This window comes from Streptomyces sp. NPDC059092 (assembly GCF_042756365.1).
In the GTDB taxonomy this organism is placed as follows: Bacteria; Actinomycetota; Actinomycetes; order Streptomycetales; family Streptomycetaceae; genus Streptomyces.
Map to the genome: position 1 here is coordinate 31,190 of NZ_JBHZEJ010000043.1, position 15,366 is coordinate 46,555.

Annotated in this window: 11 protein-coding genes; all 11 read right to left on the reverse strand. The window is 72.5% G+C overall.

Going from position 1 to position 15,366, the window contains the following annotated elements; genetic code table 11:
• Positions 1-54: 54 nt before the first annotated feature.
• The 11 genes from ACFXPL_RS23545 to ACFXPL_RS23595 all read right to left on the reverse strand — a co-directional run bounded on the left by ACFXPL_RS23545 (position 55) and on the right by ACFXPL_RS23595 (position 15,356).
• Entirely contained in the window at positions 55-1,707 is a 1,653-nt protein-coding gene (locus tag ACFXPL_RS23545; RefSeq protein ID WP_384922853.1) for a DUF6519 domain-containing protein, read from the reverse strand.
• Positions 1,708-1,810: 103 nt separating this feature from the next.
• Positions 1,811-4,090, reverse strand: coding sequence for a hypothetical protein (locus ACFXPL_RS23550; protein ID WP_384922856.1), 2,280 nt, complete (start codon positions 4,088-4,090; stop codon positions 1,811-1,813).
• Positions 4,087-7,989, reverse strand: coding sequence for a putative baseplate assembly protein (locus tag ACFXPL_RS23555; protein WP_384922859.1), 3,903 nt, complete (start codon positions 7,987-7,989; stop codon positions 4,087-4,089). The genes ACFXPL_RS23550 and ACFXPL_RS23555 overlap by 4 nt, the downstream gene beginning before the upstream one ends.
• Complete coding sequence (locus ACFXPL_RS23560; RefSeq protein WP_384922862.1) at positions 7,986-11,222, reverse strand: putative baseplate assembly protein; 3,237 nt, start codon at positions 11,220-11,222, stop codon at positions 7,986-7,988. Before ACFXPL_RS23560 ends, ACFXPL_RS23555 begins: the two co-directional genes overlap by 4 nt.
• Positions 11,219-11,602 carry a GPW/gp25 family protein gene (locus tag ACFXPL_RS23565; protein ID WP_384922865.1) on the reverse strand — a complete coding sequence of 128 codons (384 nt, stop codon included), beginning with the start codon at positions 11,600-11,602 and terminating at the stop codon, positions 11,219-11,221. The genes ACFXPL_RS23560 and ACFXPL_RS23565 overlap by 4 nt, the downstream gene beginning before the upstream one ends.
• Positions 11,599-11,946: a hypothetical protein gene (locus ACFXPL_RS23570; RefSeq protein ID WP_384922867.1), complete on the reverse strand. Its 348-nt coding sequence runs from the start codon at positions 11,944-11,946 to the stop codon at positions 11,599-11,601. The genes ACFXPL_RS23565 and ACFXPL_RS23570 overlap by 4 nt, the downstream gene beginning before the upstream one ends.
• Before the next feature lie 65 nt (positions 11,947-12,011).
• On the reverse strand, positions 12,012-12,536 hold the full coding sequence (locus ACFXPL_RS23575; protein WP_384922870.1) for a phage baseplate assembly protein V: 525 nt from the start codon (positions 12,534-12,536) through the stop codon (positions 12,012-12,014).
• 33 nt (positions 12,537-12,569) lie between these two features.
• Positions 12,570-13,709, reverse strand: coding sequence for a hypothetical protein (locus tag ACFXPL_RS23580; RefSeq protein ID WP_384922873.1), 1,140 nt, complete (start codon positions 13,707-13,709; stop codon positions 12,570-12,572).
• A complete protein-coding gene (locus tag ACFXPL_RS23585; RefSeq protein WP_384922876.1) occupies positions 13,702-14,064 on the reverse strand; it encodes a hypothetical protein in 363 nt (120 codons plus the stop codon). Before ACFXPL_RS23585 ends, ACFXPL_RS23580 begins: the two co-directional genes overlap by 8 nt.
• Before the next feature lie 6 nt (positions 14,065-14,070).
• The gene (locus ACFXPL_RS23590; RefSeq protein ID WP_384922878.1) at positions 14,071-14,763 is read right to left on the reverse strand and encodes a hypothetical protein; all 693 of its coding nucleotides are present in this window, start codon (positions 14,761-14,763) and stop codon (positions 14,071-14,073) included.
• Positions 14,760-15,356 carry a HEAT repeat domain-containing protein gene (locus tag ACFXPL_RS23595; protein WP_384922881.1) on the reverse strand — a complete coding sequence of 199 codons (597 nt, stop codon included), beginning with the start codon at positions 15,354-15,356 and terminating at the stop codon, positions 14,760-14,762. The genes ACFXPL_RS23590 and ACFXPL_RS23595 overlap by 4 nt, the downstream gene beginning before the upstream one ends.
• Between the last annotated feature and the right edge of the window lie 10 nt (positions 15,357-15,366).

The following is a 15,366-nucleotide window of genomic DNA, read 5'->3' on the forward strand; positions in this document are numbered from 1 at the left end:
GCGGGGTGTGCTGTGCGCGGTCCGTTCTCTTCGCCGGTGGCTGTCCGCGCGGGATCAGCTCCCGGACCGGTCCGTGCCGTCCGGGGCCGGGGCCTCCGCCGGGGCCGGGGGCTGAGCGGGGGCCGGGGGCTGCGCCGCCGCCTTCGCCGCGGCCCGTTCCGCGGCCACGGTCTCCTCCTCCGCCGCGCGCTCCACGGCCAGTTCCGCCTCGCTCGCCGCCGGGACCGGCGCAGCCAGCGGGCCGAAGGCCAGCCGCAGATCGGTCACCGCGCTCTCGCTGAGCACCCAGGCCAGCGGCGCGTAGTGCGTCGCGATCCCGTGCGGGGAGCGCAGCAGCGGCCGGCGGGCCGCGTCCGTCGGCCATTCGACGTCGCCCGTGGCCGTACGCGCGGGCACGGTCCAGAAGTCACCGGAACGGTAGGTCTTCCCCGGTTCGAAGTACACGTGGACGCCGTCCTCCAGCGGCAGCCAGCCGCCCTCCTCGATCCGCAGCGCGCCGCCGCGCGTCCTCCCGGCGCCCTGCTCGGTCCGGCCGGCCCCGCCCGTACCGCCGCTCCCGGTGCGGCGTGCGCCCGGCCGGTGGTCCCAGCGCCGCAGGAACGGGTGGAGTTCGGGGCGCCGTCCGACATGGCGCTCCGGCTCACCGGAGAGCCGTACGCGCCGGCCCGGCAGGTCGACCTCCTCCACCCGCAGCAGCGGCAGCGGCTCGCCCCGGCCCAGGGCGCCGGTGTCGGTGAACTCGACCAGGTCACCGACGTTCAGGTCGAGCTTGTCGTCGCTGCCGAGGGAGGCCAACTCGACCCACGTACCATCGAGTTCGTCGACGGCGAAGGTCACGGAGCCGTTCTCCCGCGACCACGTGTATGTCGCCTCCTTCGCCGTGCCGCCCTCGTGGATCTGCACGCGGTACATCTGGTTCTCCGGCCCCCGGTACCGGGCGTCCGGCCTCACCAGGCACGGTTCCTCGTCCGCGTGGTCCGGCCGCCGGCTGCGCGCCGCCATCCGGGCCGTCGGCGCCTGCGCCGCCACCCAGCGGGCGAACGCCTCCCGTACCTGGTCCTGGTTCCGGGGCGATCCGTCGGCCGTGTCCAGCTCCAGCGCGGCGCCGGGCAGCGGCAGCACCTGCCAGACGACCTTGAGCCGGGCCGCCGTGTCCGGCATCGCGGAGCCGAGCGCCACCTCGCGCAGTACCGGGTCCTCGGCCGCCGTGACCGAGCGCTCCCACACCTTCAGGTAGGCCAGATAGGGGAACTGGGCGGGCAGCCGGTCGCCGGGGCGCTCCGGGTCGCGGTACGCGTCCGGCTGGTCCCAGTACGTCCAGCCGGCCGGCGGCTCCGGCGCGGTGGGCGCCGGGTCTCCGTCGCCGTCCTCGGCGTCCGGCTTCCCGGGCTCGTCGTCCACGACCGGGACGCCGTGTTCCGGACGGGTCGCGTCCAGCAGGATGCCGTCCACGTAGTAACGGCCGCCGCCGATCGTCAGATCGTCCAGCTCCCGGCTGCCCGGCACGAAGCCCACCGCGAAGCCGGTGGCGTCGCGCGGACCGCCGTGCTGACCGATCAGATCGGCGGCGACGGTACGGGCCTGGGCGAGCTGGATCGCGGCCTGCTCGTTGGCGTCCGCGTCGAGCTGGACTCGGCCCTGCTGCGCGATCACGGCCGAGTAGTGCCGCTCTGGCCGGAAGGTGTCGCGGGAGATGTCTGCGTGCATGGGAAGGGGTCCCCTTCGGAAGTTCGGTACGACGTTTCAGTACGACGTTTCGGTACGACATGGGGCGGTGGGCGGGCCGGTGCGGCGGCGGCCGGGAGCGCGGTCAGGTGACTCGGATGATCCCGGCGTCCGTGCCCGCCGGGGTGTACTCGGCGAGCCGGGCCCGCAGGCTGTCCAGGCGCTGCGGCTGGTAGAGGTCGTGGAAGGCGCCCATCTCGGAGCCGTCGTCCGCGCCCCGCCCGATCTCCTCGGCGCAGCCGTCCGCGAGCTGCCCGTACGCGGGTGTCCCGTACCGTTCGCTCGTGAACAGCGGCCGTACGAGCGGTGCGTTCTCCCGGCCCACCAGATCCGGCTGGCAGCGGTGGCGCCGCGGGGTGCGCGAGCCGGGCGGCACGTACGAGAACCGCATGCAGCCGACGCCCCGCCGGGCCACCCGGACCACCCCCGTGAAGATGCTGTTCTCGGCGGTCTCCACCGCGTGCGTGTGGATCTCGCCGATCACCGTGGTGCGGTGCGCGTGCAGTACGGCGTGGGCGTGGCGGCAGTCCGGCGCGGACAGGGCGGCCCGGTCGTGACCGGTGGCGTCGAGGACGCTGTCGCGGATGTGGATCGGCAGCGGGTCGTGCCGTACCTCGTCACCGATCACCTCGATGGTGCCCAGGACACACCGCTCGATCGCCACGCACGCGGTGGTGCGGTCCAGGACCAGGCTCGGTTCCTCGGGGGAGTGCGGCGCGCAGTGCGGCTCCAGCGACCAGCCGGGTACGAGCGTGCAGTGCCGCAGGACGAGTGTGCCGACGGGCCCGGAGACATGGAGACCTCGTCCGGTGATCAGCAGGCCGTCCAGCACGATCCGCGGCGCCGCCGGCCGCCCCGTGCCCGTGCCTGTGGCCGCGTCGGCACTCGTGGGCGGGGTGTCGCCGTCCGGGCCGCCCCCGCTCCCGCCTCCGTGACCGTTCCCGTCCTTACCGCCCTCCCTGGCACGGATGTTGAGCGCGTCGGGCCGGTTGCTGTACCAGTCCAGCAGCCGGATCACCGGCCGCGCGCCCTCCGCAGCCCGTACCTCCAGTCGGTCGCCCGGATCCAGCTCGAAGTCCAACTGCTCCTGGTACGCGCCGCTGTGCGTGATCTCGATGATGCCGTCGGGGCCGCGGCGCCCGCCCCGCCGGTCGTCGCGCCACGCGCCGTACGCGTCCATGATCCGCTGGTACGGACGGCCGGGCCCGACCTGGTAGACCGTCGCCGTGACCGGTGTCTCGCGCTCGCGCGGGTACTCACCGCCGCCCGTGTCGTCGGAGAACGCGGTGTGATAGCTGACCCAGACGCCCTGACGTGGCGCCGAACGCACCCCGAACGCGAGCCGGCCGAGCACCGGGTCGACGGCCACCTGCCCGCGCGCGGGGCGGTAGCGCCAGTCGGTCAGGTCCGCGACGACGAGGTCCGACAGCGGCACCGGCTCCTGTCCGCCGTCGCGCCGGATCGTGAAGCTCTTTCCGGGGCCGTAGTAGTCCGCGAGCCGGTCCGCGAGCTGCCTGCGGCGGATGTACGCGGGGACGTGGTCGATCGTCGCGACATGGGTGGGCGACGGCTCGGGCACCGGCTTGGTCACCAGCGGGGTGTCGTTGCCGAGGATCGAGAACGTGTAGAGGTTGCGGGCCCGGTCGACACAGTACGCGGGCGCCCCGGTCACCTGGTGCGGCTTCAGCCGCCACACGAACAGCCCTACCCCGGAAGGGGAGTTGCCGCCCGCGCGGCGCGCCGAGCCCGCTCGCCGTACCTCCGCCGTCCGCGCCACCGCGCCGAACGGGCCGCCCGCCAGATCCAGCGCGGCGCCGTCCCGTACGTCCGCGAGCCGGCCGCGCTCCAGGCGCCGGGCCCGGGTGGCGTCGGTCGCGGCTCCGTACAGCTTGACGGGCTGGTGGTGCGAGACGAGCCGGGAGAGCTCCACGGACCGCGACGGCCAGCCGGCCACCCCCTCGGCCAGCTCCTCCAGCAGGGCGAGGGTGCCCTTGCGCCGCCTGTTGGCGACCGTCGCGGCGACATCGCGGCGCGGCGCCAGGGCCTCCGCGAGGCGCCCGCGGGAGTCCGCCGCCTCCGCCCCGCCCGCGCCTTCGGCGCCTTCGGCGCCCAGTCCCCGCGCCTGGACGCGCTCGAACCCCGGCAGGGCGGTGTAACCGACCAGGTCGCCGAGGTACGGCAGCACCCACGGCGCCGCCGTCTCCACGAACCAGTCCTCGTACCCCTGCTCCACCCCGTCCCGTACCCGGTCCACCTGTTCGGCGATCACCGCGAGCAGGGCGCGCAGCGGCTCACCGTCCTCGGCGTCGCGCAGCCGGTGCCACTGCGGAAGCAGCTCCGCGAGCCCGTCCGGTTCCCTGCTCATGCGGTGACCTCCGTCAGAATCAGTGTGTCCGTGACCTCCGGCGTGAGTACGGCGAGCTGCGCCGGCCTGATGCCCCGGAAGACCACCACCACCCGCCCCTTCGCCAGCCGCCGGGTGTCGGTGATGTCCGGGTTCAGGCGCAGCAGTTCGGCCAGTGCCAGGCCGTACCGCGCGGCGATCAGGGTGAGTGTCTCGCCGTCCGTCGCGGTGACCCGGTGGGTGTCCACGTCGTACGTGGCGAGCCGGGCCGGGACCGAGGCGCGCGGGCGGGTCAACTCGCCCGCGAGACCGGCCAGTCCGTCGACGGTGACCGATGCCGGTACGCCGGTGAGGACATCGACGTCGACATGGTCCACGCCGGGCACCCGGTGCGCGGTCGCCAGGATGCCGGAGAGCTGGACGGGACGGCCCAACTCCCGCCGCCCGCTGCCGAACCCGTACAGCAGCGCCTGCCGCAGCCGGGGCTCGACCACGGTCCAGGTGTGGTCGGGTGCCACCTTCACCCGTGCCGCGAGCAGCACCAGCACCAGTTCGCGCACGTCGACCCGGACCGGAAGGCGCGCGTCGCCGTACCGTACGAGCGAGCGACGCAGCGCGCGCAGCACCTCGGAGTCGTCGGCGATCGCGATGTCGTCGGTCCCCGCGACCGTCAGGTGCAGCACCCGGCGCCGGCCGTCGAAGATCTCGCGGGCCACCGCCCGGCCGATGCCCGCCCGTGAGCGGGCGAAGTCCTCGTAGTCCTTGAGGGAGACGAGACGGTCGAGCGCGGAGACCGCGAGCGGGATCGTGCGCCGGGTCAGGCCGGGGCCGTCACCGTCCGCGCCACCCGTCGCGGCCAGCGGATTGGTCACGCCGGTGATCCCCAGCGGCCGGGTGATCGCCTGGGTGACGCGGTGCGCGGGGACATTGGCGGCGCGACCGGTGCCGAAGCGGTAGCGGGCCCGTACGTTCTCGTGCCCGGTGGGCAGCCGCGCGCCGAACACCCCGTCGCCGAAGGTCACCGCAGGGCGCCCGTCCGCGTCCGTCCCCGACACGTACACCCGGTCCCGCGGCCCGTGTCCGGCCAGGCTGTCCACCTCGTGCCAGAGCAGCCCGTCGACGCGCACCTCCAAGGTCGGGACGGCGCCCAGCGGGTTGTCGGCGGGCAGCCAGGTCAGCGGTGACTGCCAGAGTGTGAACGTCTGGTGGATCCGGCCCGCGTCGCCGTTGCCGAGGGGCTCGTCGCGGCTCTCGCCGCGCGTCGCCGGGACCACGTTGCCCCGCACGCGCACCGTGTCACGCCGGTAGCGGTGTGACAGGCCGGCCGTGAGCGTCAGCGTCGTGTGGACATGGTCGCCGGGCAGCAGCGGGTCGAGGCGCTGCTCCACCGCCGCGATCACCGCCAGTTCGGTGCCCCGCACCCCGGCCGTACCGGGGATGTCGGTGCGCTCCCCGGACACGACGAGATGGCGGCCGGCGGTCAACCCGTCGTAGAGGACGGCGAGTTCCAGCTCGTTGCCGCCCACGTCCGCGCCCAGCGGCTCATCGGCCGGGCGCAGCGGCTCGCCGCCCGCGTGCACGACGGTGTCGCGGATGGTGGAGAGCAGCACGTCGTGCGCGTCGAGCCACGGCTCCGCGAGGGTCAGCTCGGTGCCCCGGCCGGTGATGCCGTAGTCGGTGTACACGGCGGTGCGTACGGCGGTGACCCTGGTCGTCACGAACGCGAGCGCCGGGTCGCCGGGGATCCCGTCGGGGCCCGGGGCGCCCTTGCGGGGACGCTCGATCGCGACCCAGCTCCCGACCGCGATGCCGTCCTGCGCGGAATCGAGCGGCAGGATGTGGCGACGGTGCTGCTCGGGGACGGTCGCGATGCCGACCTCGACGTTCGCGGGCTCACTGCCGGACGCGTAGCGGACGGTCAACTCATATCCGTCGTGTGCGACTTGCCGCCGCTCACCGGGGGCCAGTACCCACTCCACCGGCTCGCCGTTCCGGACGGTGACCCGGACGCGTCCGTCGTCCCCGGGGAGGGAGACGAAGAGGGTCCGCTCGGGGAGGGCGGGCAGCAACTCGACGGCCACACCCGGTTGTTCCGGCTCGGCACGGTCGCCGCCGTCCGCGCTGTCACCGGTGCCCCGCCCGGGCCGGCTGCTCAGGGACACCTGACCGGGGCCGAGGCCGAAGGTCTTCTCGGCGGGCAGGTTCTCCGACGTCTGCACGGAGGAACCGTGCTCCGTGTGCTGGAACTCGGCCCGCACCGGCACCTTGCCCGCCGTGTCGAACACGATCCGCACGGTGGTCAGCGCCGACCCGGTGAGCGGCCAGTCCGTCTGCCGGATGACCCGGCCGCGCTCGTCCTGTACAGGCTGGAGCGGCGCCGTCGCCCCGAAGGGGGCGGCCGTCACCCGCATCGCCAGCAGTTCACGCAGCAGGGGTACGGCCGCGCCCGGGGCGGGGGCCGCCGGGGAGGCGCTCCGCCACGCCGTGTACAGGCCGTCCGCCACCCGTGGATCGAGCGCGGCCAGCAGCCGTGCGCCGAGGTCGGAGCCGGGCGCGAGGAGGTGCCCGGGGCCGGGCGCCGTGGTGCGGCTCGCGGACGGCGGCTTCGCGGCGCGGGTGCGCAGCGCGGGGAGTACGGCGCCGAGCGCCCGCAGGGCGGCCCCGGTCGTGGCACCGGGGGCCCCGGGCCGGAGGGGCTGGTGACGCGGTACGGGCCGGCCCGTCGGTTCGGGTTGGCCGGATTGGTCGGGCCGTTCGGGCTGTTCGGTCCGGGAGGTCTCCAGATCGGCCGCCCGCGCGGCCAGTTCACCCACTACCGCGGCCAACTGTTCGAACCAGGCCGCCACGTCTTCGTAGGGCGCGGCCAGGGCCGCCGCCTCGGCCATGCGCTCGTGCGGGTCCGCGAGACGCCGTACGAGCTGCGCCGGAGTGGTGATCCCGGGCAGGTCCGTGCGCAGCGGCGCCAGCACCTGGTCGTCGAAGACCGAGATGAGCATGCTGACCGGGCGTGGGTTGGGGTTCTCCGGGGTCGGGTCGCCCTCCTCCGTCTCCCGGTCGTCCTCGGTGATCCACTCGCGCAGCTCCGCGACCAGTTCGGTGAGCGACGGCGGCGGGGACTGCGGCAGCCCGATCGCCGTCACGTCCTCCTCGCGGTCGATCCGGACGCGGGCGACCGGCAGCAACAGCCGCTGCCCCTGCCCCTCGGAAGAGCCCGTCGCTCCCGCCGTCGTACCGAAGACGAACAGGAGTCTGTCGCCGGTCCGGAGCGTGGTGTCGGCCCCCGAGACCTGGATCTCGGACCGCTCGCGCAGATCGTCGGGGGTGAGCAGGGCCGGCCGGCGGCGCCGTACCGCCAGCTCGTTCCAGGCGGCGCGCGCGGTGAGGTCCGTACTGGTCTCGAACGCCTGCGACTCCTCCCCGTCGGCGGCCGGCACACTGTTGGCGCGCGCCCCACGGGGAATAAGCACCGGCAGGTCCTCGGCGCGCGGATCGCGGTCCAGTGTGTACGCGAGGTGGGTGTCGGCGGCGATGCCAGGGCGGGGCCGGTGCCCGACCAGCCGTCCGAGCAGCGCCAGTGAGCGGTGTTCGTTCGCCGTGCGCAGATACCCTTCGTCGGCCACGCGCTCGCTGTGGAACGTCAGCAGGTCACCGACGACCGCCGAGGCGTCCAGCAGACCGATCGCCGGGTCGTCGGGCGTGCGGACGGTCAGCCCGCGCAGCGCCGGGTAGGCCGGGGAGGCCAGCCGGTCGAGCATGGCCGCGAGGAACGAACCGTACGTTCCGACACGGTAGTTCAGCGCCGCGCGGCCCGGCGGGTTGTACAGCGGTTCGGGCGCGTACCGCTCGTCGTGTCCCGCGCAGCCGCAGCCGCAGCCGCACCCATCGCCGGTTCCGTCGCCGTTTCCGGGGATGCCGTTCATCGGGCACCTCCGCCCAGCTCGATCGACAGCCGGCCGTTCTCGGGCCGGTCCGGGTCGTTGTCGCAACGCGCGATCTCCAGCGGTCCGAGCCGCAGCACGCCGTCCTCCAGTGCGGTGTCATCGACGGGATCTCCGTGGAACAGCCTGCGTAGCCGGGTCACTTGAACGCTCTCCACGCCCTGTACGCCCGCCGCCACGGCCACCAGCCTGCTCAGCCGGACCGGTTCGCCGAAGGTCAGCGCGTCGGGGTGGAAGAAGCCGAGTCCGCCGCCCGGCAGCCATCGGCTGCCCAGCAGCCGGTACAGCTCGGCCAGGATCTGTCCGTGCTGATGGCCGGGCGCGGCACACACGGTGAGGCCGACGTCCAGCGGTACGGTACGGGCGGGCCCCACCACCAGGTCGTGGCCGATCCGGCGGTAGCTCTCCAGCGCGTACGACACGGAGTCGAGCAGTTCGGCGGAGGGCTCACCGGACCCCAGGGCGTCGACGGCGACATGCGCCTCCCGCACGCTCCCGGTCCAGCGGATCTCCGCCGCCGCCCGCTGCACCCCGGGCAGAGACGTCGCCAGCGCCGCGTAATCCTCGGCGGTGACCGCGCGCAGCCGCGAGCGCTTCAAATCGAGCGGGGCCAACTGGCGTACCTGGTCAATGGGTTCGGGATCAGTGCCACCGACGGCGGGCAGCGGGTTGCGTACCCCGCGCACCGACGTCAGGTCCTCGCCACCGTGGGAACTCACCGACGCGTCCGGATCACGGCACAGCACGAGATGGCTGATGGCCTCGGCCCCGACATTCCCCGCCGTACCGCCGCCGAGCCGGTAGCGCGGCTCCAGCCGGGCACCCGGACGTGGCCGCGCCCCGTACCGCCCGTCGCCGAAGCGCAGCGCGATCCGCCCGTCGTCCTCCAGTTCGCCCACGAAGTGCCGGTCACGTGGCCCACTGCCGAGCAGGTCCCGGCGGGGAGCCCAGAACGCGTCGCCGTCCTTCACCCGTACGGCGGGCAGAGCGGCCCGCGGATCCTGTACGAGGGCGGCGGCGGGACCGTGCAGCACCGGATCGGCCCTGTGCAGCCCGGCCGCGTACTCCGGTCCCCAACTGTGCTGGATCTCCCAGACGATGGCGCCGTCGAGCACCGCGCCCGCGCGGGCCCGCGCGCTCAGTACCTCGATCCGGCGCAGCTTCGCGGCCAGCAGCCGCTCGCTGCGGTGCAGCAACTCCCGCAGCGCGCGCACCGGATGGCGGCGCAGCTCGTGGCGCTCCAGCACCCGTAGCCCGAACAGCACGGTCAGTTCCCGGACTTCCGGCTCCGACAGCCCGTCGTGGTCGCGGGCGCCGCGCCACAGCTCCACGAGCCGCTGCCGTACTCGGCCGGGGATCGCCGCCAGTCGGTCGGCCTGTCCCGCCGAGACGTGGCGGGGCTCGGGGAACGGCACGGACTGCACCACGGGGGAGCGGTGCAGCACCGGCCGGAAGCGCGGCGCGATACCCGGATAGGTGGTCTGGGCCAGCAGCGCCGCCAGCGCCTCGGCCTGCGCGTACGCGGTGCCGGGGACGACCTTCTCCCGTTTGCGGCCCGCCTGCTCCAGCCCGATGCCGACGCGTTCGGTGGCCGCGTCCCCGACGACGGTGAACAGCTCCCGTACCTGGTGCGGGGTGAGCGCACGCCCGCAACGCGTCCGGTCGAGAAGGAAGTTCACAAGGGCTGCCGGTGCGTTTCCCTGGTCCTGGTCCCCGCAGCCGAAACCGGCGGGCGCGCAGGACCCGAGGACGGCCGGCGAGGGCGGTACGACGACCGTCTCACACGTTCCACCACCGTCGTGGTGACCGAAGTCCAGCGACCGGCCGTGGTCGACGAGCACGACATTGCCGCGTGCCACGCTCACGTCCTCGACCGGCTCGCAGCGTGGTCCGCCGCGCGTGGAGAGACGGATGGGGAAGGCGAGCGCGTCCTGCGCCGCCCAGACCACCTCCAGCACGGGCTGATCCGCCAGCCGGTCCACGGCGGGGGTGACGGACAGGAGGCGTACGGCCTGCCGGTGCGCCGGGTCGGCGTCACCGGGCGTACCGGTACGTGCTCCCCGTACCTCCTCGATCAGCAGCAGATCGCCGGGCGACAGATCCAGCGCACGGGCCGAGCACTCCTCGTCCGTCCACGCGTCGCGCAGTGTGGCGGAGACGGTGCCACGGGGCAGCGAACACACCTCGCCGCCCCAGGTCCAGAAGCGGATGGTGTTGTGTTCCGGCCGCAGCACCAGGGGCCTGGTGCTCGGCGGCGAGTCCTCGGGGACGACCGGCTCGAAGATCTCCACCGACCCGCGCTCTTCCAGCACGGCCAGCTCCCGGTCGTCCAGGACGGTGCCGGTCTCGGGCCGGTCGCGCGGGCCCAGGCGCCGTACGTCGACGGCGGCGAAGCGGAACGTACCGGGAACGAGGGTCAGTTGACGCACGGTCTCGACGGTCACGAACGCGCGTGCGTTGACCCCGTCGTGCATCGGATAGTCGATGAGCCGCACGTGCCGGCGCACCGAGACCCGGCGCCGCGCCGTGTCGAGATACGCCTCCGTCGCCACCGCGTCCTGCTGGTAACCGATCACATCAGCGGTGTGGGCGAGGAGTTCGACCAGTGTCGTGCCGAGATCGGCGGCGTTGCGCTCGACCCAGCCGGGCGTGGTCAGCGCCAGCCGGTCCAGGATCACCCTGCGGATCGAGTCGTGGTCGCGGGCCACGTAGTCGATCACGGGGGCCGCGGCGGTGGCGGGCGGCGCGTCGGTGCCGGGCACCCCGGGATGACGGTCCGCCGCCTCGTCCACGCAGTCGAAGGGCGTCGGGCAGTCCGCCCGGAAGTCGAATCCGGCGGAGAAATACCGCTGGTCGAAGCCGGGGAACGGCTCGGTGCCCGGCCTGCCGTACGGGTCCGTGTCGACGAGGGAGAAGCGGTAGCGGGAGGTGTCCCCGGTCCGGTCGAGTGTGACGAACAGCCGGTCGTCGAGCTCCGGGTCCTCCTCGCGCTCGACGGAGACCTCCACGGCCTCGATGCCGGTGATCCGCCGGCCGCCGTCGATCCGTACGTTCTCCGGGCACAGCCCGTGCGGAGCCTTCCCGAGAAAGGTGACGGTGAGCGTCAGCCCGTCGTCACCGACCTCGACCGCGTCCACACCGCCGAGCCGCGCGGCCCGTACCCTCGCGCGCCGTCCGTCCGCCCGGCACTCCACCTGGCCTCCGGGCCCGCTCATGCCGGACCACTCCCCTCGAACACCTCGTCGCGCAGGCTCGCGGTGGAGCGCACCACGTACCGCAGACGCACCCGCACCACGTTCTCCTCGCTGATCACGTCCAGGGCCTCCACCTCGATCAGTTCCCCCAGCCAGCGCTGGAGCGATGCCTGTACGGACAGCTCCACCGCGGAGGCGAGTTCGGGGCTGTTGGGCGTGAAGACCAGATCGAGCAGTCCGCACCCGAAGTCGGGGCGCATCACGCGCTCTCCCGGACTGGTGAAGAGCAACTGCTCGATGAGGTCGCGTACATGGTCGTCGTAGGCGGCGTGCGCGGTACGACCCCGGCGGTCGATCCGGAAGGGAAGGGCGATGTCGCTCCGTACGGTGGCGTTCCTCATCGCGCGCACACCCCCCGACGGGACAGCGGGGTCACGACCGGCGGCCCCTGTGGCACGAGCGCGGCGCTGAAGCAGAGCGCGGACGTGCTGTCCAGCAGCACCGGCGAACCGTCGATCCGTACGCAGTCGTCGCCGTGGTCCGGCGTCCAGCGGACCGTGACGCACGGGTACGGGACGCGGTCGACGGTGTGCCGGCAGCCGGTGACGGTGAACGTGTCGGTCGCCGCGGGCACGGGCAGGCCGTCGATCCGTACACCGGACGCGGTGCCGGAGGCGGGTGTGACCCGGCCGCCGTGTGGACAACTGATGGCGAAACCGGTGCTGATGAGATTCCCGGACAACATGTCTCTCCCCGTCGCTGTGCACATCGCTGCTGTGCTCGTCGCTGCTGTGCTCATAGCTGCTGTGGTCATCGCTTCTTGGGCACGGTCAACCGCCCACCGTTGATGCGCACTTCGTCACCGATCAACTCGATCGTCGCGCCACTCCCGTTGCCGACTGTCACGCCCTTCTCGTCGATCCGGATGAACGCGCCGCCCCTGGCCTCCAGCAGAATCCCCGTGCCGCCGGGCACGTCCGACATCACCAGCTTGTGGCGCCCGGGGGTCTGGATCACCACGGGCTGCGAGCCGGGCAGTTCGGCACTGGCCAGCGGCGGCAACTCCGAGACGTCCCCGTACCAACTCCCGGTCCAGACAGGGAAACTGGGATCCCCCTGCTCGAACTCCACCCACACACCCGACCCGATCTCCGGGACCACGTACTGACCCGACTGACGCCCGGTGAACGGCAGGCAGGGCATGGCCCAGGTGGACGCCTCGTCCCCGAGCACGTCCGGCACCTGCGCCGTGACCCTGCCGATCCGCAGCGGATCCCTGTTGTCGACCACCCGGCCCCGGAACTTGCCGAGGAAGCGGTTGTTCGGTGCCGCCATACGAAGTAGCTCCTGGTCTGGTCCCTGGCGTCCTCACGGACGGACGGTGGTGCTCCTGGCGATGAGGCCCTCGCGGGAGAGCGTGAAGTTCTGCTGGTACGAGCCGGGCCTGAGGTTGTGGGTGACGGACTTGACGTAGTAGTCGCCGTCGTACGTCACCCCGGCGCCGCGCACCCCGACCAGCTCGCGCGGGCGCAGGATGTAGCCGTGCCGGTTCACATCCAGCGAACCCGACCCGGAGATGGCATCGGCGGACGTCGCGGCGCGCGCCAGCGCCTCCGCCTCGGCCTGCCCCGGGTCCTTCTTGGCCGTGCCGGAGAGCGTCCTGCGCTTGAGCGCGGGCGTGGCGCGGCGGCCGAGCGGCGGGCGGAGCGGACTGATGTCGGGCTGGGCGAGCAGGGTGACGTCGCGGGTGCGCGGATCCTGGACGCGCGCCTGCGGCTCCTCGCGGGCGGTCCCGTCGTACGCGAACGTGAGCTGGTCGACGGTGGAGTTGTTGTCCATGTTGACGTTGAGGGCGTGCTGCCGCTGCCCGAGCCGCTGTTCGGGCCCCCAGAACGCGACGGACCGCCCGGGGCGTGGCCCGGGTTCGAGATAGAACGTGTAGCCGTTGGCCTTGGCCAGGTCGTTCACGTAACCGAGATCGGTCCCGGTCTGGTAGTCGACGCGCCACTGCTCGCGGGGCGGTTGCCGCACCTGCTCGCGGATGATGCGCGCATCGATGCCGTAGCCCGCGTACTTGGCGAGGATCCGCTCGACACGCTGCGACGGCGCGAGATTGGGATACCGGTCGGTCCGCTCCTCCAGATCCATCAGCAGGGTGAGGTCCTCGCCCGTGACGGTGAGGGTGGTCTGCCCCGGCTGATTGCTGGCCCCGACCTCCTGCCGCACGATCAGCCCGTCGAGCAGCACGGTCGACGTCCCCTTGACGGACGCGGTGACGATCACCCGGGTCCGCGGATCGAAGAACCCCTCGGGCAGCAGCCGCCGGTTGATCACCCCGGTCTTGGTCAGATCGAACGCGATCTGGAACCCGCTGCGCTCCCCGGCGGTGGTGGTGATCTGTGCGGACAGCAACGCCTCACCCACCTCGGCGGGCACAGGCCGGGTGAGCTGGGGCCCCATGTGCAGGGTCAGGTGTACGGGCCCGTTCCCGATCGGCTCGTCAGCCACGGCCACCCCCGGCGAACCCGCCCGGCAGCGGAACGTCGATGCGCCGACCGGGCTCGGCGGTCAGCTCACGCGGATCGAGCACGGGGTTCGCGTCGGCGATCTGCCACCACTGCCCGGGGTCCCCGAAATACCGCTGCCCGAGATGATCGGGCCGCTCACCGCCGCTGACGGTGTGGGTCGCGACCGTGCCCTCCGCTGCGTCCAGGGCCGGCAACAACCGCCGCTTGGCATACCGCACTTCGGTCCCGTCGGCCTGGACACGCACCCCGATCTCGACATCGTGGTAACGACTGTCGCGGGGATACGGATGGGCCCCGGGAATCGCGTCGAGGGCACTCTCGTACGGCTCGATCATGACGGTCTACCTCCCGATCCCGGCGCTGAATCCCACGCCACCACTCAGCCCGAGGCTCCCGAGCCGCCCACCGACAGCGGCGGCGGCGAGACGCTCCTTCTGCGCGAGATGCGCCAGATACAACTCGGCCCCGCGATGCCCGGCGGGCAGATCGCTGACGGTGAGCACCTTGAGCCCGATACTGAGGCTCGCCCGAATCGGATTGAGATTCACATCGAACGCCGACTCGTTGACGGACAACTCGGTCAGCCGCACGGGCATCACCCGCTTGCTGCCCCAGGTGAAGAGGGTGAGCGGCGTCTCGATCGGACTGATCTCGATGGTCCCGTTCTGCGCGAGCCGCGAGGCAGCCCGGAGCTGCGCGGTCGTGGGCTGCACGAGCATCTCCAGCACGGCGAGCTGAGGATGAATCCCGTCGGGCGCGGCGACCTCGAACTGATCGGTGGCGTCGATCTCGGCGGTAAACTTCCACGTCTCCTGCGCGGGCCCCTTGAGCCGCAGGGCCTCGTTCCTGTCCCCGCTTCCGCTCCCGCCGCCGCCGGAATCCCCACTGCCGCCGACCGACTGGGGCGAGACGGAGCGTTCGAGGGTGTCGGGGTTGAACTGCAGCACGATGATGCTCTGCGGGGTGCCGCGCTCGGGGTCGACGATGACGATGCCGGAGCGGATGGGCTTGGGTATGTCGGCGTAGCGGGTCATTGAGCGCTACCTGCTTCCTCGAAAGCAGCAACGATGCTTGCGGCGCGGGCACGGAGCCAGGTCTCCGTGTCGCCCTGAGCGATGTCGCGGACCACGGGGACGAGCTCCTGGTAGCCGGCGTACGAGGCTGCCCACAGTCCGGCGAGCCGGATCCGCGGATCCTCGTCCGTGAGCGAACTCCGGATACGCATGAGACAGCCAGGGGTCGGCTCCGGCGGTGCCGCCAACCCGATCCTCAACGTCAGTTTTCCGCGTTCGATCGGGTCGCCCTCATTGTCAATCCGCTGGTAGAGCTCTTCGAGCTCCCAAGGTGTCAATGCCCTGTGTGCCTGAGCGGTGAACGGTGCCACCGTTTCCTTGTCCGGTCCCGCCAGCGTGATATAGCCGATCCCGGATGTCGCATCCACGATGTAATGCAAGGAGGTTCCCCATGGTGACTGCCAGATCATCTGGCCGTCGGTTGCCTCTGCCTGGTTCCTTGGAGTCTCGTGTACCAATGGCCAACCGAGCGTTTTAGCGAAATCGCTCACGTTGTTCCAGTGGGTGTCTGGGTGCAGCACGTAGCGGTGTGTGCGGTGGTTCGGCTCGATCATGTGCACTCTC